At 68.0% G+C, this 19,172-nt stretch carries 19 protein-coding genes; 8 read left to right on the top strand and 11 right to left on the bottom strand.

The genetic code is table 11. The features are described from left to right. Position 1: 1 nt before the first annotated feature. From RCH07_RS12360 to RCH07_RS12335, 6 genes are all read right to left on the bottom strand, one after another. Positions 2-589 carry a dihydrofolate reductase gene (locus RCH07_RS12360; RefSeq protein ID WP_326967773.1) on the bottom strand — a complete coding sequence of 196 codons (588 nt, stop codon included), beginning with the start codon at positions 587-589 and terminating at the stop codon, positions 2-4. Continuing rightward, positions 586-1,389 carry a thymidylate synthase gene (locus RCH07_RS12355; protein ID WP_326967772.1) on the bottom strand — a complete coding sequence of 268 codons (804 nt, stop codon included), beginning with the start codon at positions 1,387-1,389 and terminating at the stop codon, positions 586-588. The genes RCH07_RS12360 and RCH07_RS12355 overlap by 4 nt, the downstream gene beginning before the upstream one ends. 49 nt (positions 1,390-1,438) lie before the next feature. Further along, positions 1,439-2,422 (bottom strand): NUDIX hydrolase, encoded by a 984-nt coding sequence (locus tag RCH07_RS12350; RefSeq protein WP_326967771.1) that lies wholly within the window; start codon positions 2,420-2,422, stop codon positions 1,439-1,441. An 11-nt stretch (positions 2,423-2,433) separates the two neighbouring features. Further along, positions 2,434-4,698: an RNA degradosome polyphosphate kinase gene (locus tag RCH07_RS12345; protein WP_326967770.1), complete on the bottom strand. Its 2,265-nt coding sequence runs from the start codon at positions 4,696-4,698 to the stop codon at positions 2,434-2,436. A gap of 114 nt (positions 4,699-4,812) precedes the next feature. Next, complete coding sequence (mshD, locus tag RCH07_RS12340) at positions 4,813-5,814, bottom strand: mycothiol synthase (protein WP_326967769.1); 1,002 nt, start codon at positions 5,812-5,814, stop codon at positions 4,813-4,815. A gap of 373 nt (positions 5,815-6,187) precedes the next feature. Then, positions 6,188-6,886: a winged helix-turn-helix transcriptional regulator gene (locus RCH07_RS12335; RefSeq protein ID WP_326967768.1), complete on the bottom strand. Its 699-nt coding sequence runs from the start codon at positions 6,884-6,886 to the stop codon at positions 6,188-6,190. A gap of 228 nt (positions 6,887-7,114) precedes the next feature. On the opposite strand from RCH07_RS12335, the gene RCH07_RS12330 reads away from it, so the two are divergent. From RCH07_RS12330 to RCH07_RS12305, 6 genes are all read left to right on the top strand, one after another. Next, complete coding sequence (locus tag RCH07_RS12330) at positions 7,115-7,849, top strand: permease (protein ID WP_326967767.1); 735 nt, start codon at positions 7,115-7,117, stop codon at positions 7,847-7,849. Positions 7,850-8,021: 172 nt separating this feature from the next. Further along, positions 8,022-8,636 carry an FABP family protein gene (locus RCH07_RS12325; protein WP_326967766.1) on the top strand — a complete coding sequence of 205 codons (615 nt, stop codon included), beginning with the start codon at positions 8,022-8,024 and terminating at the stop codon, positions 8,634-8,636. 80 nt (positions 8,637-8,716) lie between these two features. After that, positions 8,717-9,451 (top strand): flavodoxin family protein, encoded by a 735-nt coding sequence (locus RCH07_RS12320; RefSeq protein WP_326967765.1) that lies wholly within the window; start codon positions 8,717-8,719, stop codon positions 9,449-9,451. 79 nt (positions 9,452-9,530) lie between these two features. Then, positions 9,531-10,613 (top strand): CAF17-like 4Fe-4S cluster assembly/insertion protein YgfZ, encoded by a 1,083-nt coding sequence (gene ygfZ, locus RCH07_RS12315; RefSeq protein WP_326967764.1) that lies wholly within the window; start codon positions 9,531-9,533, stop codon positions 10,611-10,613. After that, complete coding sequence (locus RCH07_RS12310; protein WP_326967763.1) at positions 10,610-11,041, top strand: ankyrin repeat domain-containing protein; 432 nt, start codon at positions 10,610-10,612, stop codon at positions 11,039-11,041. Before ygfZ ends, RCH07_RS12310 begins: the two co-directional genes overlap by 4 nt. A 46-nt stretch (positions 11,042-11,087) precedes the next feature. Then, positions 11,088-12,635 carry a DHA2 family efflux MFS transporter permease subunit gene (locus RCH07_RS12305; protein WP_326967762.1) on the top strand — a complete coding sequence of 516 codons (1,548 nt, stop codon included), beginning with the start codon at positions 11,088-11,090 and terminating at the stop codon, positions 12,633-12,635. A gap of 29 nt (positions 12,636-12,664) precedes the next feature. Here the strand turns inward: RCH07_RS12305 and RCH07_RS12300 are convergent, their stop codons facing one another. From RCH07_RS12300 to RCH07_RS12280, 5 genes are all read right to left on the bottom strand, one after another. Then, positions 12,665-13,375: a GNAT family N-acetyltransferase gene (locus tag RCH07_RS12300; protein WP_326967761.1), complete on the bottom strand. Its 711-nt coding sequence runs from the start codon at positions 13,373-13,375 to the stop codon at positions 12,665-12,667. Between the two features lie 87 nt (positions 13,376-13,462). After that, a complete protein-coding gene (locus RCH07_RS12295; RefSeq protein WP_326967760.1) occupies positions 13,463-14,488 on the bottom strand; it encodes a 6-phosphofructokinase in 1,026 nt (341 codons plus the stop codon). A gap of 186 nt (positions 14,489-14,674) precedes the next feature. Then, complete coding sequence (locus RCH07_RS12290) at positions 14,675-14,929, bottom strand: PspC domain-containing protein (protein ID WP_326967759.1); 255 nt, start codon at positions 14,927-14,929, stop codon at positions 14,675-14,677. A gap of 3 nt (positions 14,930-14,932) precedes the next feature. After that, a complete protein-coding gene (locus RCH07_RS12285; protein WP_326967758.1) occupies positions 14,933-15,241 on the bottom strand; it encodes a hypothetical protein in 309 nt (102 codons plus the stop codon). A gap of 1 nt (position 15,242) precedes the next feature. Then, a complete protein-coding gene (locus tag RCH07_RS12280) occupies positions 15,243-16,775 on the bottom strand; it encodes a PspC domain-containing protein (protein ID WP_326967757.1) in 1,533 nt (510 codons plus the stop codon). Between the two features lie 124 nt (positions 16,776-16,899). On the opposite strand from RCH07_RS12280, the gene RCH07_RS12275 reads away from it, so the two are divergent. Beyond that, positions 16,900-18,321 (top strand): ATP-binding protein, encoded by a 1,422-nt coding sequence (locus RCH07_RS12275; protein ID WP_326967756.1) that lies wholly within the window; start codon positions 16,900-16,902, stop codon positions 18,319-18,321. Further along, positions 18,318-18,992 (top strand): response regulator transcription factor, encoded by a 675-nt coding sequence (locus RCH07_RS12270; protein WP_326967755.1) that lies wholly within the window; start codon positions 18,318-18,320, stop codon positions 18,990-18,992. The genes RCH07_RS12275 and RCH07_RS12270 overlap by 4 nt, the downstream gene beginning before the upstream one ends. Positions 18,993-19,172: the final 180 nt, after the last annotated feature.

The following is a 19,172-nucleotide window of genomic DNA, read 5'->3' as shown; positions in this document are numbered from 1 at the left end:
CTCAGCCCTCCGTCCGGCGCCACACATTGATGCGGTAACGGGTGCCGTTGTCGGCGGTCTGCCAGCCGTCGGGCGGCAGGGCTGATTCCGCTGTCCAGTCGTAGCCGAGTTCCGGGGCGAAGGTGTCGCCTTCCGTGGTGGTGTCGATTGTGGTGATGACGGCGACGTCGGCGAGGTCCATGGACCGGCCAAAGATGGTGCCGCCGCCGATGATCCAGACCATGTTGTTGCCCGGCGCGAACGCGGATTCCAGCAACGCGTCGTCGAGGGACTTGACCGCGACGGCGCCTTCCGCCCCCGGTGTGCCGCCCCAGCCCTCCTGCCGGGTGATGACGATGTTCGTCCGCCCGGGCAGCGGGCGGTATTTGTCCGGGAACGATTCCCAGGTCTTCCGGCCCATGATCACCGGGTGGCCGGTGGTGAGACGGGTGAAGTGCGCCATGTCCTCCGGGAGGCGCCACGGCATGCCGCCGTCCTTGCCGATGACCCCGGTGCTGGTCTGGGCCCAGACGACGCCGAGCCCGGTGAGGGCAGCCAGCGTGCCGGCAAAGTCGGCGGGCCGTGCGCCCTGCATCTTGTCGTTGCTCATACGGCTATCGGGGCCTTAATCGTCGGGTGGTGCCGGTATCCCACCACGTCAAAGTCATCGAGGGTGTAGTCGAGGATGGACTGCGGTTTACGGGTGATCACCAGCCGCGGGTAGTCGTAGGGCTCACGGGTCAATTGTTTGAGGACCTGGTCCATGTGGTTGTCATAGATATGCACATCGCCGCCGGTCCAGACGAATTCGCCGGGTTCCAGGCCGGTCTGCTGGGCGATCATGCAGGTCAGCAGGGCGTAGGAGGCGATGTTGAACGGCACACCCAGGAACGTGTCCGCCGAGCGCTGATAGAGCTGGCAGGAGAGCTTTCCGTCGGCCACATAAAACTGGAAGAACGCGTGGCATGGGGGCAGGGCCATGTCCGTGAGTTCGGCCACATTCCAGGCGGAGACGATGTGTCGGCGTGAGTCCGGGTTGGTTTTGAGGTTCTCCACCAGTTCTGCGATCTGGTCGATGTGGCCGCCGTCGGGCGTGGGCCAGGAGCGCCACTGGACGCCGTAGACCGGGCCGAGTTCGCCGTCGGCGTCGGCCCATTCGTTCCAGATGGTCACGCCCTGGTCCTGCATCCACTTTACGTTCGTCTCCCCGCGGAGGAACCAGAGCAGTTCCACGGCGACGGACTTGAAGTGCACGCGCTTGGTGGTGATCAGGGGGAAACTCGTTGCCAGGTCGAAGCGCAGTTGTCGGCCGAACACGCTGAGCGTGCCCGTCCCGGTACGGTCCGATTTGTGCGTGCCGTGTTCCAGGACATCGCGCAGCAGGTCTTCATAGGGCGTAGGGATGCTCACCGTCACAGTCTACTGAGCTATCCGGGAGCCCCGCCCAGTGTTAAGGCGGTCAGTCGTCGAAGGGCCTGAACCGCTCCACCGCGACCACCTTGTTCTTGCTGCCGCGCGCCACATGGCACACCACGAGCTCGCCGGGGGCCAGAAACGGATCGGCGTCCGGCAGCAGTGCACGCAGCCGGGCGCCCATGTGCTTTCCGAGCTGGGCAAACACGGTGGGCAGGGCCGGGCGGTGGGTGCAGAGCGCCACGGCCCGCTGCTTGTCGAACAGGCCCTCGACGGCGGCCGCCGTCTTGTGCGGATGCCGGCCGTGCCGGTTCTCGGTGAGGGCGTCATTGAGCTTGACCTTGGCCCCGGATGCTTTGGCATATGGGGCGATCGTGGCCACACACCGGCGCCACGGGCTCGAGACGAGGCGCAGGGGTTTCCAGACCTGCAGGAGCCGCCCCACCGCCTGCGCCTGCCGCATCCCGGTGGCGGCCAGCGGGCGGTCCCCTTCGGCCTTGGTCCACGAGGAACGCGGCTTGGCTTTGGCATGCCGTACGATCACCAGCGGCCAGGTGTCCAGTTCGCCGCGGGCATGGGCCGCCGCCAGCTGCTCCAGCGGGCCGACGTCGCTCGGGTTGCTCAGCAGCCGGGCGGCCTTCTCCGGCGGACACCACATGACGCTGTCCACCTCTTTGCCGTCGGGCACCAGCGAAGCGCCGTCGACGTCGACCGCCCAGTAGTGGACCACCTTCAACCCGGCCTGTACGCGGTACTGAATTGACGGCAGCGGGATCCCCAGTGTGGCCTTCAGCCCGATTTCTTCCTCCACCTCGCGGATGGCACATTCGGGAACCGTCTCGCCGGGGTCGATCTTGCCCTTGGGCCAGGACCAGTCGTCGTACCGCGGGCGGTGGATCAGCAGGACCTCGAGCTGGCCTTTGTCGCCCGGGTTCGACGTCAGACGCCATGGCAGGGCGCCCGCCGCCGTCACGGCAATCTCCTCGCCGGAATGGTCCGTCTGGTCGGCGATCGGGGTATCGCTACTCAATGCCAGAGCCACTACCGCAGGCCGGTGGAGCGTTGGCGCGAGCGCGACGCCAGCAGCCAGGACTGGATGTCCGCCAGGTTCCGGCCGTCCTCCGCCAGATGGTGGCGGGTCCATTCCCCGCCGTTGTCCAAATGCCAGCTCGCCGTGGCCGGATCCATGTAGCGGCGCAGCAGGTCCATGACGTACGTCGTGTCGTCCCCGCTGGTGAGCTGGACCAGGGCCTCCACGCGGCGGTCCAAGTTCCGGTGCATCATGTCGGCCGAGCCGATGTACACCACCGGATCCCCGCCGTTGGCGAACGCGAAGACGCGGGAGTGCTCCAGGAAGCGGCCCAGAACCGAGCGGACCGTGATGTTCTCGCTGAGGCCGGGAATTCCGGGGCGCAGGGAGCAGATGCCGCGGACGATGATATCCACCGGGACGCCGGCCTGGGACGCCCGGTAGAGGGAATCGATGAGTGCCTCGTCCACGATCGAGTTGACCTTGATCTGGACCCGCGCGGCGAGGCCCGCCTTGGCGTTGCGGATTTCGGTTTCGATCCGGTCAATGAGACCGGACCGCACGGAGCGGGGTGCCACCAGCAGCCGCTTGAAAGTCGACTTCGGGGCGTAGCCGGAGAGCTGGTTGAAGAGCTTGGAGAGGTCCTCGCCCACTTGCTCGTTCGCTGTCAGCAGTCCAAGGTCCTCGTAGTAGCGGGCCGTTCGCGGGTGGTAGTTGCCGGTGCCGATGTGGCAGTAGCGGCGCAGGCCATCCACTTCCTGGCGCACCACGAGGGAGAGCTTGCAGTGGGTCTTCAGTCCCACGATGCCGTAGACCACGTGGACACCGGCCTGTTCGAGTTTCCGGGCCCACGAGATGTTGGCCTGCTCATCGAAGCGGGCCTTGATCTCCACGAGGGCCAGGACCTGTTTGCCTGCCTCGGCGGCGTCGATCAGGGCATCGACGATCGGGGAGTCACCGGAGGTCCGGTACAGGGTCTGCTTGATCGCCTGGACCTTCGGATCCGAGGCGGCCTGCTCGAGGAACGCCTGGACCGAGGTGGAGAAGGAATCGTAGGGGTGGTGCAGGAGGATGTCCCGGCGGCGCATGGCCGCAAAGACGTTGGCCGGTTTGGAGGTCTCCGACTCATTGAGGTAGCGGGAGGTGTGGGGGACGTGCTTTGGGTAGTGCAGGTCCGCCCGGTCGATCCCCGCGATGACCGAGAGACCGCGCAGGTCCAGCGGCGCCGGGACGGAGTAGACCTCGGATTCCTCGACGCCGAGCTCGCGGATCAGCAGCGCCCGGATGTTCGGATTGATGTCATTGGTGACCTCGAGCCGGACCGGAGGGCCGAAACGGCGGCGCAGCAGTTCCTTTTCCAGCGCCTGCAGCAGGTTCTCGGCGTCGTCCTCTTCCACCTCGACATCTTCGTTGCGGGTCACCCGGAAGGTGTGGTGCTCCAGCACTTCCATGCCGGCAAACAGCTGGTCCAGGTGGACCGCGATGACTTCCTCGAGGGCGATGAAGCGGGCCACCCGTCCCGGAATGGAGCCGGCGCGGGGACCGTCGATGGAAATCAGGCGCGGGAGCTGGTCCGGGACCTTCAGGCGGGCGAAGAGCTCTTTGTCGCTGACCGGGTTGCGGACCACCACAGCCAGGTTCAGGGACAGCCCGGAGATGTAGGGGAAGGGGTGCGCGGGGTCCACGGCCAGCGGCGTCAGGATGGGGAAGACCTTCTCCGCGAACATGGCGCTGAGCTGGTCTTTGGCCTGGGAATCGAGCTCATCCCAGTGCATGAGGTGGATGTGCTCGTAGGCCAGCGCGGGCCGGAGCTGATCGGCGTAGACCTGTGCGTGCCGCTGCTGCAGCCGGCGGGCCTCCTCGCCGATCTGCTCCAGCACCTGAACGGGGCTCAGCCCGGCGGGGGAGGGCACAGCGAGGCCGGTCGCGATCCGGCGTTTGAGCCCCGCCACCCGGACCATAAAGAACTCGTCCAGGTTCGACGCGAAGATGGACAGGAAGCTGACACGCTCCAGCAGATGCAGATCCGGGTCTTCGGCCAGTTCCAGGACGCGGGAGTTGAAGGCGAGCCAGCTCAGCTCCCGGTCCAGGAAGCGGTCCGGGCTGATGTCACCCTCCGGTTCCAGGTTGGGGGCGAACTCGGGGATGTCGATCCGGTCCTGGGTGGCGCGTGAGGCCGGCACTTCGGAGGAGCCGAAACGGGCACGCACCGGAAGTGCTCTCTTCTCCGAGGTTGCGGGGTCAGACGTGGCGGTCCGGGCGGCGTCCGGTTGCATGGTCTCTCCTAATGCTGGCGCGATTTAGTTTCAACCATACAAGCATTCGCCGTCCGGTCACGTTCCGCAGAGTCCGGGTTCCGGCCGGTGCGGAGCTGAAGTCCGGCGCCTTTATTAGCGCTGCTCCAGGGGTGCGTACATAACGTCGACATCCCAGCGGGCGAAGCCGAGCCTCCGGTACAGCGACACGGCCGGAACGTTGTCCGCGTCGACGTACAGCATGACCGCGTGCAGGCCCAGGTCCTGGAGGTACCTGATGCCGGCGACGGTGAGCGCCTTGCCCAGGCCGGTTCCCTGCGCTTCCGGGGCAACGCCCACCACGTAGACCTCGCCGATGGCCGGGTGCCCGCCGTGCCGGGGGTGCACCTTGGTCCAGTGGAAGCCGAGCAGCCGGCCCGAGGCGTCCACGGCCAGCAGGAAGCCGGCGGGATCAAACCATGGCTCGGCCATCCTGGCGTCGAGGTCGGCGCGCGTCATAGAGCCCTGTTCCGGGTGGTGCGCGAACGCCGCCCTGTTCGCCGCGAGCCAGGCGTCCTCGTCCTGGCCCGGGACGAAGGCGCGCAAGCTGACGCCGTCGGGCAGGGCAGCGTCCGGGAGGGCGGCGTCGGGCAGGTCGACGTCGGACGGGGCGGCCGCCGCGGTGGTGAGCCGCATCTTCCACAGTTCACGGACCGGTCCGTAGCCGTAGCGGGCCGCCAGGTCCGCGGCGGCCTCGTGGTTGCCATGGGACCAGGCGCTAAGCCCGGCGAGACCGCGGGTGTCCCGGAGTTCTGCGACAAGCCGGTCCGCCGCACCCTGGTTGCGGTAGCTGGGATGCACGGCGATTTCCAGCACCCCGGTGCCGTCCGGTTCCCCGACGACGACGGCGACGCCCGCCAGATCCTGCGCTGTGGCGGGGTCGGACTTGTCATCGGGCGAGTAGAGGGCGAGGGTCAGCACGGTGTGTTCGCCGGCGTCGGACGCCCGGAGCGTCACCAGGGTCTGCTCGGACAGCGGCGGGTTGCCGTCGGACTCCTCGGCGGCGGTCACGAGGGCCAAGACGTCCCTCCACAGCTGTTCATCCACAGCTCCCACGGCAGCGAGTACGGGCCAGTTTTCCGGATGCGCAGGACTCATGGTGCAAGGCTATACGCTGGCGCCGCGGCGGGGCCGCTTTTGTTGTTTCCGGAACTGTTACGTATAGTCGTTATCTCATCCGGCCTGCGAGTGACTTGCCGAGCCGGAGGCGAGGGGGATCCACCACTGGGGTGGCCTCGATACGTTCGACCCGTATGTCCTCCACCAAAGAAATACAGCAGTGAACACGGCGAAAGCCCCGGACCCATCGTCCGGGGCTTTCGCTGTGTCCGTGGCGTTTGAGCCGGGTGGTTCCGCATTCGACGGCGTGCCGGCTCAGTAGTGGGCCGGGCTGAACCTGTCTCATCTTCCGATGGCGAGCACGCGGATCGCCGGGGAGGCCACACGCGCACCTCACGTTGAGACACACGCCCTAGGCCTCGGCCAGCTCTCCCTCGGGGTGGCGGACCAGGGTCAGGCGGTAGCCGACGTTCCGCACGGTGCTGATCAGGTTCTCATGATCCGCGCCGAGCTTCGCGCGCAGGCGCCGGACGTGGACATCCACGGTTCGGGTGCCGCCGTAGTAGTCGTAGCCCCACACTTCGGTGAGCAGCTGCTGGCGGGTGAAGACGCGTCCGGGGTGCTGGGCGAGGTACTTTAGAAGTTCAAATTCCTTGAACGTCAGGTTCAGTGCCGCGCCGTTGACGCGGGCCGTGTAGCTTGCCTCATCGATGACGACGCCGGCGGCCCGGATCTCCGTCGGGGCATCGTCCTTGTCCGGGACGGCGCGCGCCATCCCCAGCCGGATGCGGGCTTCGACTTCGGCCGGTCCTGCGGATTCGAGCAGGATGTCATCGACGGCCCAGGCCGAGGAGACTGCCGCCATGCCGCCCTCGGTGAGAATGAGCATGAGCGGGGCGCTCAGGCCGGTGGCCTTGAGCAGCTGGGTGAGGGAGCGGGCTCCAACCAGGTCCTTGCGGGCGTCCAGCAGGACAATGTCGCAGGGATCGGTGTCCAGCAGAGCCGTAGGCTCGGCCGGAAGAATGTGTACCCGGTGGTTCAGCAGTTCCAGAGCAGGCAGAACATCCACCGATGAGCCGGTGCTGTTCGTCAGGAGCAGGATGTGCGACATGGTTCCTCCAAGGGGTGTCCGCGCATCTTTGGGCGTCTGTAGCTGATGCCGAGTATACCCAAAGGCCCCTTTCCGGACACGGTCCCGTCACCTGGAGCCGGATCTTTTGCGACATAAAACGGTCACATAGGGCAGGATTGATCCGTCAGGGCCCGCAGCCCTCCGAGGTTGATCAGGTCGAATTGGGGTCCGCAGTGAGCGAAGGTACGGATTGATGGCGGGTACACAGTGAAGTCGTGGAGCATAGGAATCATCGGCCTGGCCGGGCTCGCGGCCACTGTCGGCGCCGCCTATTCCTCGCCTGAGGCTCTGCTGGCCGTCGCAGTGCTCACGGCCGCCGGCGTCGGCATCGGCTGGCCGCACTTCCTCGGCATCCCGGCCAAGAAGACGCTGGCCGCCCTGATCGCGCTGCCTGGCATCGGCTCCGCCGTCGCCGCCACCTACCTTCCCGCCCCGGGCTTCCTGGACTGGACACCGGGCTTTATGGCCGCCGGCGTCATGGCGGTCTTTGTGATGCAGCTGATCCGCGGCACCGGCCAGGCCCAGCGCCTCGAATCGACGCTCGGCTCCAGCGCCGGAGTGATGCTGTCCTGCCTGGGTGCGGGCTGGATCGCCTGCTCCCGCTTCAACGGGGTGCGGGAAATGCTGCTGGTCGCCGCCATCAGCTCCGCGATCGCGCTGATGGCCGGCCTGATCCGCTGGCCGGACCGGATAGTGGCGCCGCTGGGGATCGTCGGCGCCGGGCTGGCCGGGCCTCTCGCCGGGCTCGTGTTCTCCGACATCGCCGTCCTGCCGGCTGCGCTGGTCGGCGTTGTGGTGGGGGCCGTGCTGGTGAGCTTCCGCCGCCTGGTGATCCTCCGCGGCGAATCGCTCAACCTTGCGGCGGCTTTGGGCATGGGCCTGGGGCCGGTCTCCGCCGTCGGTTCTTTGGCTTACTTCATAGACAAACTCCTCATCTACTAAGCGTTAGGATGGCATCATGTCCGTACTTGCCTTTGAAATCTTCTTCCTTGTTCTGCTTGGCATCGCCAGCCTCTCCATGGCCTGGTTCGCCGGCTTTGTGGTGTACCGCCTTTTCAAGGGCCAGAAGTAAAGACCCCACACTTTCCGCCCGTCGTTTCCAGAGGTAGCTGCTGTGCCGATTGAAATACCCACAGATCTGACCCCAGAAATCGTCCCGCTGTCCTGGCTCATTGGTGAGTGGGAGGGCGGCGGCCGGCTGGGCGCCGGGGAAGAGGATTCCGAGCACTTCGTGCAGCGAGTCTCCTTCACCCACAACGGTCTGCCGTACCTGCAGTACCGGGCCGAGAGCTGGCTGACAGATGACCAGGGGACCAGGCTTCGGCCGCTGACGGTCGAGACCGGGTTCTGGGCCCTGGAACGCACGCAGCGCGAAGAGGACGGCGGACCCGGCCTGGTGCCGGCCGACATCGTTCCTGTGCTCAAGAGCGCCGACGAGGTGGAGGCCCTGCGCAACAACGACGGCGGTTTCGACATCGCCGTTTCAATTTCCCATCCCGGCGGAATCTCCGAGCTGTACTACGGCCAGATCAAGGGTCCGCAGATCCAGCTCAGCACCGATATGGTGATGCGCGGCAGCCACTCCAAGGAGTACGCGGCGGCCACCCGGATCTTCGGGCTCGTGAACGGGCAGCTGCTGTGGCGCTGGGACGTTGCAGCCGGTAAGAGTACGACGCCGGGCGGCGGCCTGGAGGCCCACGCCTCCGCCATGCTCAGCAGAGTCAGCTGACACGGCCGGCAGCGTCCCGCCGCCAGGGTCGAAGTCTCAATGGTTGTCCGTTGTCCGCAGCGACCGTAAGGAGCACTACTGTGAATGCCACACCGACTGAGGCTGTCAAACCAGCCGATTACAGCGACCTCAAAGCCGTGTTCTTCAACGGCACCCTCAAAAAGTCGCCCGAGACCTCGAACACCGAGGGGCTGATCGACGTCAGCCGCCGGATCATGGAGAAACAGGGCGTTGGCACCCGCGTCATCCGGACGGTGGACCACGACATCGCCAGCGGCGTCTACCCGGACATGCGCGAGCACGGCTGGGAAACTGACGAATGGCCAAGCCTGTACCCCGCCGTCCTGGCAGCCGACATCGTCATTATTGCCGGACCCATCTGGCTGGGCGACAATTCCTCCGAGACCAAAAAGCTGGTTGAACGGCTTTACGCGCATTCGGGCCAGCTCAACGCCAAGGACCAGTGGGCGTTCTACCCGAAGGTGGGCGGCTGCCTGGTCACCGGCAATGAGGACGGCATCAAACACTGCGCCATGAACGTCCTCTACAGCCTCCAGCACGTCGGCTTCACCATCCCGCCGCAGGCCGACGCCGGCTGGATCGGCGCCGTCGGTCCCGGTCCCAGCTACCTCGACGAAGGCTCCGGCGGCCCGGAGAGCGATTTCACCAACCGCAACACCACCTTCATGACCTGGAACCTGCTGCACCTGGCCCGGATCCTCAAGGACGCCGGCGGCATCCCCGCGTACGGCAACCTGCCTGAGGCCTGGGACGCCGGCACCCGGTTCGACTTCGAAAATCCGGAATTTCGCTGACGCCGCCGGTGGACAACGCCGCGGTGCCCGTGCCCGTCGAAACCGGAATACAGCCTGACCAAAGGATGTTCCCATCAATATGAGTATCAAGAGCCCCCTGCTGTTGCGCCCGGGCGCCGTCGACGCCGGCGGCGCTGACGCCGGCGTCGCCTCCCACTACGGCGAGCCGCTCCGTGAGCAGCGGGCGCTGGCCGCCGGCACCGCCGTCGTCGATCTGTCCCACCGCGGTGTGGTTACCGTGAGCGGGCCGGACCGGCTGAGCTGGCTCAACACCCTGTCCTCCCAGCAGCTCACCGATCTGGTCCCGGGCCGGTCCACCGAGCTGCTCCTGCTGAGCGTGCAGGGCCGGATCGAGTTCGACGCCGGTGTGGTGGACGACGGCGGGACCACCTGGCTGATCGTCGAGGCCGCCGAAGCCGCCCCGCTGGCCGAGTGGCTGAACAAGATGAAGTTCATGCTCCGGGTCGAAATCAGTGACGTGACGGATGACTGGGCGGTACTCGGCTCCACCCGGCGGACTCCGGAATGGTCCGCGCTGCAGGTCTGGGAAGATCCCTGGCCGCACGTCGGCGCCGGCGGCTACTCCTACGCCGTCGTAGCCGAGGAGTCCCACCCGGGGATCGAACGGCCCTGGTTCGAATACCTCGTTCCGGCGGCAGACCTCGAAGCCACGGTGGGCGACCGGCCGCTGGCCGGCGTCTGGGCTGCCGAGGCGCTGCGGATCGCTGCATGGCGGCCCCGCTGGGGCGCAGAGACGGACGACAAGACCATCCCGCACGAACTTGACCTGCTCCGCACGGCCGTGCACCTGAACAAGGGCTGCTACAAGGGTCAGGAAACCGTGGCGCGCGTCCATAACCTGGGCCACCCGCCGCGCCGGCTGGTGTTCCTCCAGCTCGACGGCTCCCAGCACACGATGCCCGCCGTCGGCAGCGAGGTCCGCGTCGGGGGCCGCCTGGTGGGCGCCGTGACCTCCGTGGCGCAGCACTACGAGATGGGCCCGGTGGCCCTGGCCGTCGTCAAGCGGTCCGTCGCCCCGGACCAAGTCCTGACCGTGCTCGACGGCGAGGAGCCGTACACCGCAGCGCAGGAAGTGATTGTGGCCCCCGACGCCGGCCAGGTCGTGGGGCGCCAGACCGGGTTCCTGCGGGGACCGCGATGACCGGCGACGTCGCAGCGCCCGGCACAGCGCCCGGCACAGCGCCGGGCACAGCGCCGGATGACGAGACGCTGGCGCTGGCCCATCGGCTCTTCGACGCGGCGCGGGAGGGGAACTCCGAACTCCTCGGCGGCTACCTCGCCGCGGGCGTGCCGGCCACACTGACCAACGACGCCGGGGACACCCTGCTTATGCTCGCTGCCTACCATGGCCACGCCGGCACGGTCCGGCTGATCCTGCAGCACGGCGGTGACGCCAATTCCGCCAACGACCGCGGCCAGACACCGCTCGCCGGCGCCGTTTTCAAAGGCTATCCGGAGGTGGTGCAGGCGCTCGTGGCGGCGGGTGCCGACCCCGACGCCGGGACCCCCTCCGCGCGGGCGTCGGCCCGGATGTTCGAGCGCAAGGATATCCTCGCCCTGCTCGGCTGACTCTTACCTCCACAACCACGGCAAGACGCGTACCCGAAGGAACCGGATGGAAAACGTAGCAAGGCCGTGGCCGGCACTCTGGTCCCTGGTGATCGGATTCTTTATGATCCTGGTCGACACCACCATCGTCTCGGTGGCCAACCCCAGGATCATGGAGGGCCTGGACACGGACATCAACTCGGTGATCTGGGTGACCAGCGCCTATCTGCTGGCCTACGCGGTCCCGTTGCTGATCACCGGCCGGCTGGGAGACCGCTTCGGCCCGAAGAGGCTTTACCTGTCGGGGCTCGTGGTCTTCACCCTGGCCTCGCTTTGGTGCGGGCTGTCCGGCGACGTCCAGACCCTTATTGCGGCCCGGGTGCTCCAGGGCTTTGGCGCGGCCATGATGACGCCCCAGACCATGGCCGTCATCACCCGGATCTTCGCGCCGGACCGGCGCGGCGCCGCCATGGGCATCTGGGGCGCCACCGCCGGCGTTGCCACCCTCGTCGGGCCGATCCTCGGCGGCGTCCTCGTCGACACACTCGGCTGGGAATGGATCTTCTTCATCAACGTCCCGGTGGGAATCGCCGGGTTTATTCTGGCCCTGCGTTACGTGCCCGCGCTCAGTACCCACCCGCACAAGTTCGACATCCCCGGCGTGCTGCTCAGCGCCGTCGGGCTCTTCCTGCTGGTGTTCGGCATCCAGGAAGGCGAGACCTATAACTGGGGCACCATCACCGGCCCCATCACCGTCTGGGGACTTATCATCGCCGGGATTGCCGTGCTTACCATCTTTGTGGTGTGGCAGCGGTTCAATAAGGGCGAACCCCTGCTGCCGCTGTCCCTGTTCAAGGACCGCAACTTCTCGCTCGCCAACATCGGCATCACCACGGTCGGCTTCACGGTGACGGCCTTCAGCCTGCCGCTGATCTTCTACTACCAGATCGTCCGCGGCCTGACGCCTACCCAATCCGCGCTCATGATGGTGCCCATGGCGGTGATCTCGGGAGGACTCGCCCCCGTGGTGGGCAAGATCATCGACCGGGTCAACCCGAAGTTCATCACCGCCACCGGTCTGGTCCTCATGTCAGTGGCGCTTTTCTGGAATGCCGCCCTCATGCACCCGGACACACAAATCTGGTTGTTCCTGCTGCCGAGTGCGGTCCTGGGATTCGCCAACGCCGGTATCTGGGCGCCGCTGAGCACAACCGCCACCCGGAACCTGCAGCCCCGGCAGGCCGGCGCCGGTGCCGGGGTCTACAACACCACCCGGCAAATCGGGGCGGTCCTCGGCAGCGCCGCGATCGCCGTGCTGATCCAGGCCCGGCTCGCGGCGGAGCTCCCCGCGGTTCCGGGGGGATCCGGAGGGGCCGGTCCAATGCTGTTCGGCGGCACCCTGCCCGAGCCGTTGCGTGCGGGCTTCTCGACGGCGATGGGCCAGTCCATCCTGCTGCCCGCCGCGGTTATCCTGCTGGGCGCCGCGGTAGCCTTGTTCTTCGCCAAGCCGCAGCCGGTGCAGGGCTGGGGCGCTCCGGGTCCGGTGCCGGCGGCGTCGGCCGCCACCGGGGGCGCCGGGGGCGCCGGGGCGAAAACCGGGGTCTACCCGAGCTGATCCCGGCCTCCCGCCCTGGGGCTGCCGGTTTAGCCCAGCAGAACGCTGGTCTGGATGCCGCCGGCGGTAAATCCGAGGCTCCGGGCGATGGCCAATGAGCCCTTGTTGCTGACTTCGGCACGCCACTGCAGGGTCAGGCCGGAGGCGAGGGCTTCGTGGGCCGCGATGGAGGCAGCCAGCGATCCGACCCCGCGGCGCCGCCACTCGGGTGCGACCAGCACGCCCATGTGCGCCAGGATGCCTTCCCACTCGGTGTAGGCGGCGCACGCGACGGGTGCCCGGCGTCCGTCGTCCACATGCATGATGGTGAAGCGGTGCTCGAGCTCCGAGAGACCGACTTCGTTGACGTCATCCGGTGGGCAGGCAGCTTCCAGCTGGAACGCTTCCGGGTTTCCGTGCGAGACGGTCAACTCCTCCGACGGCTGCCGCAAGGGCAGATCGTCAGCGAAGAACAGTGCGGCGCCGCCAAGCCCGTGCCCGCCATGGCTGCGGGTGATGGTCAACAGCGTGACATGCTGCGCGAGCTCCTCGTCGGCCAGCCCGGCGGCGGCATCGAGTGCCCACTGCGGACCCGTCAGGGCGGAGTTGCCGAACAGGCGGACAAACTGGACGGCACGGGCCGCGTCGTCGGCCCGCGTGAGGCGTTCGCCCGCGGCGGCGGCAAACGCGCCGTCGTCGAACCCCAGGCGGCGGGCCCACGCGAGCTGGACGATGTCGGCGGAACCTGGCTCAAGAGTCATGACTCAACCCTACCCACGCCCGCCTGCAGGGCACCCGACGGCGGCGGCTGGGCCCTCGGGCCGGGCGCCCGGGCACTCGACGTCGGCTCAGCCGAAGAGGACGGCGGCCTCGTCGTAGCGGTGCTGCGGGACGGTCTTCAGGTTGCCCAGGGCCGCCTCGAACCCCACATGGACGATGTCCGTGCCGTTGAGGGACACCATGGTGCCCCAGCGCCCTTCGACCACGGAGTCGATGGCGGCCATGCCGAGGCGGGTGGCCAGCACCCGGTCGAAAGCCGTCGGAACCCCGCCGCGCTGGATGTGGCCGAGGACGGTGGCGCGGGTCTCGATGCCTGTCATGGCCTCCAGCTCGGGGGCGAGCCGTTCGCTGATGCCGCCAAGCCGGGGCCGGCCGAAGGTGTCCAGGCCGCGTTCGGAGTGCGGCGTTTCCTTGCCGTCGGGGACGAAGCCTTCCGCCACGACGACGAGGGGAGCGCGGCCCCGGTCGCGGGCCGAGAGGACCCACTCCGCGATCTGGTCCATCGAGGCTTTCTGCTCGGGAATCAGGATGGCGTGCGCGCCGGAGGCCATGCCCGCGTGCAGCGCGATCCAGCCCACGTGCCGGCCCATAACCTCGGCGATCATGCAGCGGTGGTGGGACTCTCCCGTGGTGCGCAGGCGGTCGATTGCCTCGGTGGCGATCTCCACGGCGGTGTCGAATCCGAATGTGTAGTCGGTGGCGTCGAGGTCGTTGTCGACCGTCTTGGGGACGCCGACGATCCTGAGGCCGGCGTCGGTGAGGCGCTTGGCCGCGGCGAGGGTGCCCTCGCCGCCGATCGCGATGATGGCGTCGATGCCGAGCCGGTCCATATTGGCCTTGATGACCTCCGGGCCGCCGTTGTTTTCGAACGGGTTGGTGCGGGAGGTGCCGAGGATGGTGCCGCCCTGCTTGGCGATGCCGCGGACCATGGCGCGGGGGATCCCGACGATGTCGCCCTCGACGACGCCGCGCCAGCCGTCCAGGAACCCGACGAATTCGTGGCCGTGGACGGCGATGCCCTTGAGGACGGAGCCGCGGATGACGGCGTTCAGCCCGGGGCAGTCTCCGCCGCTGGTGAGAATTCCAATTTTCATGACTCGGCTCAAATCCTGGTTCGAAGGGGTACAGGCAGAGCGCTACTCTGAGCTCACCAAGAGTCTAATGGGGGATGTGGGGAAGGACACAAAAGGTTACAGCACCAGGTGCCCCCGCCCGAGCGGCGGGGGCGCCTGGTTTTTGCTGATGGGCCGGGCCCGTCGGGTGCGCTTCGCGGACGGGCCTTAGAGCCGGGGGGAGCGCTTGTCCAGGAAGGACTGGAGGGCTATGGCGTTCCGCTGGTCCGGGAGGAGCAGCCAGGCCGCGAGGTAGGCCACAAACGCGGGTCCGGGGAGCAGGGAGAGGAGCAGGAAGGCGATCCGGACGAACGCCACATCGACGTTCAGCCGGGCGGCGATGCCGCCGCAGACACCACCCAACCAGCGTTGCGGACCACGTTTCAGGCCGAGGCCCCTGACGGTGCTGAAGAATTTATCCATGGTTCAAGACTTCCTTGTTGACGACTCTTTGTCACGTCCGCGGGCCGAGAGGAGCCCGCCGATCACGAGTGCTGCCCCGGCGCCGATCATCAGGCCGATCAGCACATAGGTTCCGTTCAAGGCGATCAGGCCGAGCCGGGAGATGATGATCAGTGCGGCGAGGGCCAGCACGATCAGCCCCCAGACGACGGTTCCCACGCGGGCCGGGGAGTCCTCCCGCGGTTCCGGGTCCCCGGGCTGCAGGGGAGCGGCCGGCACGCTGACCGTCGATTCGCCGGCGCCATTGGTGTTCTTTTCGTCAAAGCTGCTCATGTCAGTTCCCTTCCTGGATGGTCACGTTGCTGGCGGTGCCGGAGATCTTGAGGATCAGCCTGGCCCCCGGCATGCCTGTGTTGTAGTCGCTTTGCCGGGTCGTCATCCCGCCCTGGCTCCGGCCGCCCTCGTTGAGGTTGCCCATTGTCATGTCCGCCTGGATCTGTACGGGAACGGTGTCCGGGATGAGCACCGTGAGATTGCTGGCGGTCGCGTCGATGGGGACCACGACGTCGGTGCCCAGCGGCGGGTTGAGAGCCAACGTCCGCAGATCCGCCGTCCCGGTGCCGCCGGTGAGCTCGAACCCGTCCCGGGCCTGCTCAATGCTGGCCGGAGACCAGTCAGCGTTCTGGAAGCGGAACCTGTCGCCGTTCGGGACCACATTGAAGATTCCTCCGATGATCAGGGCCACCGCGGCGAAGAATCCGAGGATGCCCGAGGTGCGTCCCCTGAGCCCGGCGACGAGAATCCCGAGTCCCAGGACGGCCGCCCCGCCCGCCCAGACCACGGCGTTACTTGAATCGCCGAGGTTGGCTACGCCGGCGGCGTCGAGCGCCTTGATGCCGCCGCCCACCAGAAGCGCGAGTCCGGCCGTGACTGCCACGGCGGGCGCGCCGGGGCCAAGGTTGCGGGCTTTGGCCGGCGGCACCGGACCCGGCGGTACCGGACCCCCGCCGGGGACGGGACGGTAGGCGCCGCCTGGCGGGAGCATTGGTCCGGACGGCAGGGGTGCGCCCCACGCCGGGCCGGGCACGGTGGAATAGTCATACCCGGACGCGCCATAAGCCGGCAGCGTGCTGCTGGTCTGGCCATGGCTCGCCGGGGTGGACATGGCGGCTGTTCCGTTCCGGGTCTTCTTGCGTTGGGTCAGGTAGTAGGCGAGGTAGATGGCGCCGCCTACCCAGAACACGGTCCAGACGAAGCCGCCGAAGCCGTAGCGGTCCCAGCCCCAGACGCCGCTGCCCAGGGTGGGAAGACCGATGATCGTGGTGATCAGGGCGCCGGTCATTCCTGAGGTCCACCGGCCGGCGGCCGCTTCCTGGACGTGGATGCGTCCGTCGGGTTCGGGCAGCAGCGCCCAGGCGACGCCGTAAAGGAGTACGCCGACGCCCGCGAAGATCGTCAGAACAATCAGGATGCCGCGGACAATCAGGGGATCGACGCCGAGCCGCTGGGCGATGCCGCTCGCGACGCCGCCGATCCAGCGCCCGCGTCCGCGGTAGATGCCGTGGCTGCGGAGCCAGTCGAAGAAGTTCTGCGGCTGCGCCCCGGCAGGCGGAGGGGCGGGTCCGTAGTAAGGCGGCGGCAGAGGAGCCCCGGGTCCGTCCGGCTCGCCGGGCGGGTAGAGCGGCGGGGCCTCGCGGTGCAGCGGCAGATCCTCGGGTGAGGGGCCGCCAGCGGAGTCGCTGGGCTGCCCAGCTTGCTGTCCGGCCGGCTCGCCGAAGGATTGCCCACCGGTCTGTCCACCCGGCTGTCCTGCCGGGCTGCCGGAGGGGTCGTTGCTTTCATCGGGGTGCGGAGTGTGCGGATTCATACTTCGATCCTGCCGTCAGTGGCGGTTCCGTTCTACTGGGGACTACCCTGACCTGTCCCTGAGTCGCCCCCGGTTAGGGCCGTAGACCGGTTCGGGGAACCCTGATCCGTGCTTGGATTGATCCATGACAACCGCCGTACCCCGCCCGCCGCTGGTCCGCGGCGGCGACCGTGTGATTGCCGGCGTCTGCGCCGGCCTCGCCAATCATCTGGGCTGGCCGGTCCGGATGGTCCGGATCGCCATGGTGGTCGCTGCACTCGCCGGCGGCGCCGGCGTCGTGCTTTACGCCTGGTTCTGGATTATGGTCCCCACCGCCGATGAAAGCGCCAAGCGCGACGCCCGCCGGCCGGCGTCGCCCATCGCCCCTGCAGTGAGCGCACCATATTCGGGCTTTCCAGCCCCCTCCACCCCGGCGGCCCAGCCGCCGGCCCCAGCTCCGCGGGCCCCGGGCCGGCCAGGCCCGGTTGCACCGGAGCAGCCTGCCGCACCGGAGCTGGCGGCCACTACGGAGTCCTGGCGGAGCCGGGTCAGCGGCGTGAGGTACGGCAAGGAGATCCTGCTCGGCGCGGGTCTGCTCCTGGCCGCCGGGATCCTGATCGCCCGGTTGCTGGGATTCGACATCCCACTGGGCACCCTCATCCCGGCGGCGGCGATCCTCGGCGGCGCCGCCATCGCCTGGATGCAACTGGACGAAACCCGGCGGGCGGGGCTTGTGGACAAGACCAAGGCCGATCAGGCCGGCGGCTGGGCCCGGCTGGCGGCAGGGCTGGCGCTGGTGGTGGCCGGCGTGCTCGTGATGGTGTCGGGTTCGGGGTCCTGGGAGCAGACCTGGCTGGCCTTGTTGTCCTCCGTGGCGGTGCTGGGAGGCGTGGCCCTGGTGCTGCTCCCATGGGGGCTGAAGTTCTGGCGTGATCTGGAGACCGAGCGCGCCGGCCGCGTCCGCGCCACCGAACGGGCCGAGATTGCCGCCCACCTGCACGACTCGGTTCTCCAGACCCTGGCCCTGATCCAGCGGCGTGCCGGCAACGAGCACGACGTCGTCCGTCTGGCCCGCGCGCAGGAACGCGAGCTGAGGGGCTGGCTGTACCGGGACCCGGGCAAGGACGCGGGCCAGCTCTCCGAACGCATCAGGGCCGCGGCCGCGGAAGTCGAGGACTCGCTCGGCCACGCTGTCGAGGTGGTGAGCGTGGGCGACGGCGCCATGACCGACCGCGGCGAGACCTTGGTCCAGGCCGCCCGCGAGGCCATGCTGAATGCAGCCCGACACGGCGGAGGCGCGGTGTCCGTGTACCTGGAAGTCACCGACGACGCCGCCGAGGTATTCGTCAAGGACCGCGGCCCCGGCTTCGATCCAGACACCGTCCCCCCGGACCGGTTCGGCGTCCGCGAATCGATTATCGGCCGGATGAGCCGGCACGGCGGAACCGCGGCCATCACCAGCGGCCCGGACGGCACGGAGGTGCGCCTGCGGCTGCCGCTGGCCGCGGACCATACCACCGCTGCCGCCAACACGGCCGGCGCCGACAACGGAGAGGCAAGAGTGTGAATCACGCAGAAGCAGGGAGCCCGGTCCCCGGGATCCGGGTGGTGATCGTGGATGACCACGCCATCTTCCGGTCAGGCCTGAAATCCGATCTCGATCCCAGCATCGTCGTCGCGGGGGAGGCCGGAACGGTCGAAGAGGCCATCGCGGTCATCGCCGCCGTGCGCCCCGACGTCGTCCTGCTGGACGTGCACCTGCCCGGCGGGCTCGGCGGCGGCGGGCGCGAGGTGCTGGCCGGTTCGGTGCCGCTGCTGGGCAGCACCCGGTTCCTTGCCCTCAGCGTCTCCGACGCCGCCGAAGATGTTGTATCCGTGATCCGGGCCGGTGCCCGCGGCTATGTCACCAAGACCATTTCCGGCGCGGAAATTTCCAGCGCAGTGCGCCGCGTGGCCGGCGGAGACGCCGTCTTTTCACCCCGGCTGGCGGGCTTTGTGCTGGACGCGTTCGGCACCGCGCCCGCCGACATCGCCGACGACGAACTGGACCGGCTCTCCGCCCGTGAGCTCGAGGTGATGCGGCTTATTGCCCGCGGCTACAGCTACAAGGAGGTCGCGAAAGAGCTGTTCATTTCGATCAAGACGGTCGAAACCCACGTCTCGGCGGTGCTGCGCAAACTCCAGCTCTCCAGCCGGCACGAAATCACCCGCTGGGCCGCCGAACGCCGCCTCCTCTGACCAAGGATGCGCTATCACTTGTGGTCCCTTTGGGGCAGGGTTAAGGACCATAAGTGATAGCGCATCGGGGTATTCGGGTTAGGTGCAATGCCGTTCGGTTAGCGGCCTGGGTCCGGCGTCAAGGCTGTGGGAGATCGGCGTGTCACCGGGTTAAGTAGGCGTGGCTCCTGTTTGAGTAGT

The organism is Arthrobacter sp. CG_A4 (assembly GCF_035985125.1).
Classification (GTDB): Bacteria; Actinomycetota; Actinomycetes; order Actinomycetales; family Micrococcaceae; genus Arthrobacter.
The sequence above is the reverse complement of the archived record's forward strand: the minus strand, read 5'-3'. Positions and strand labels throughout refer to the sequence as shown.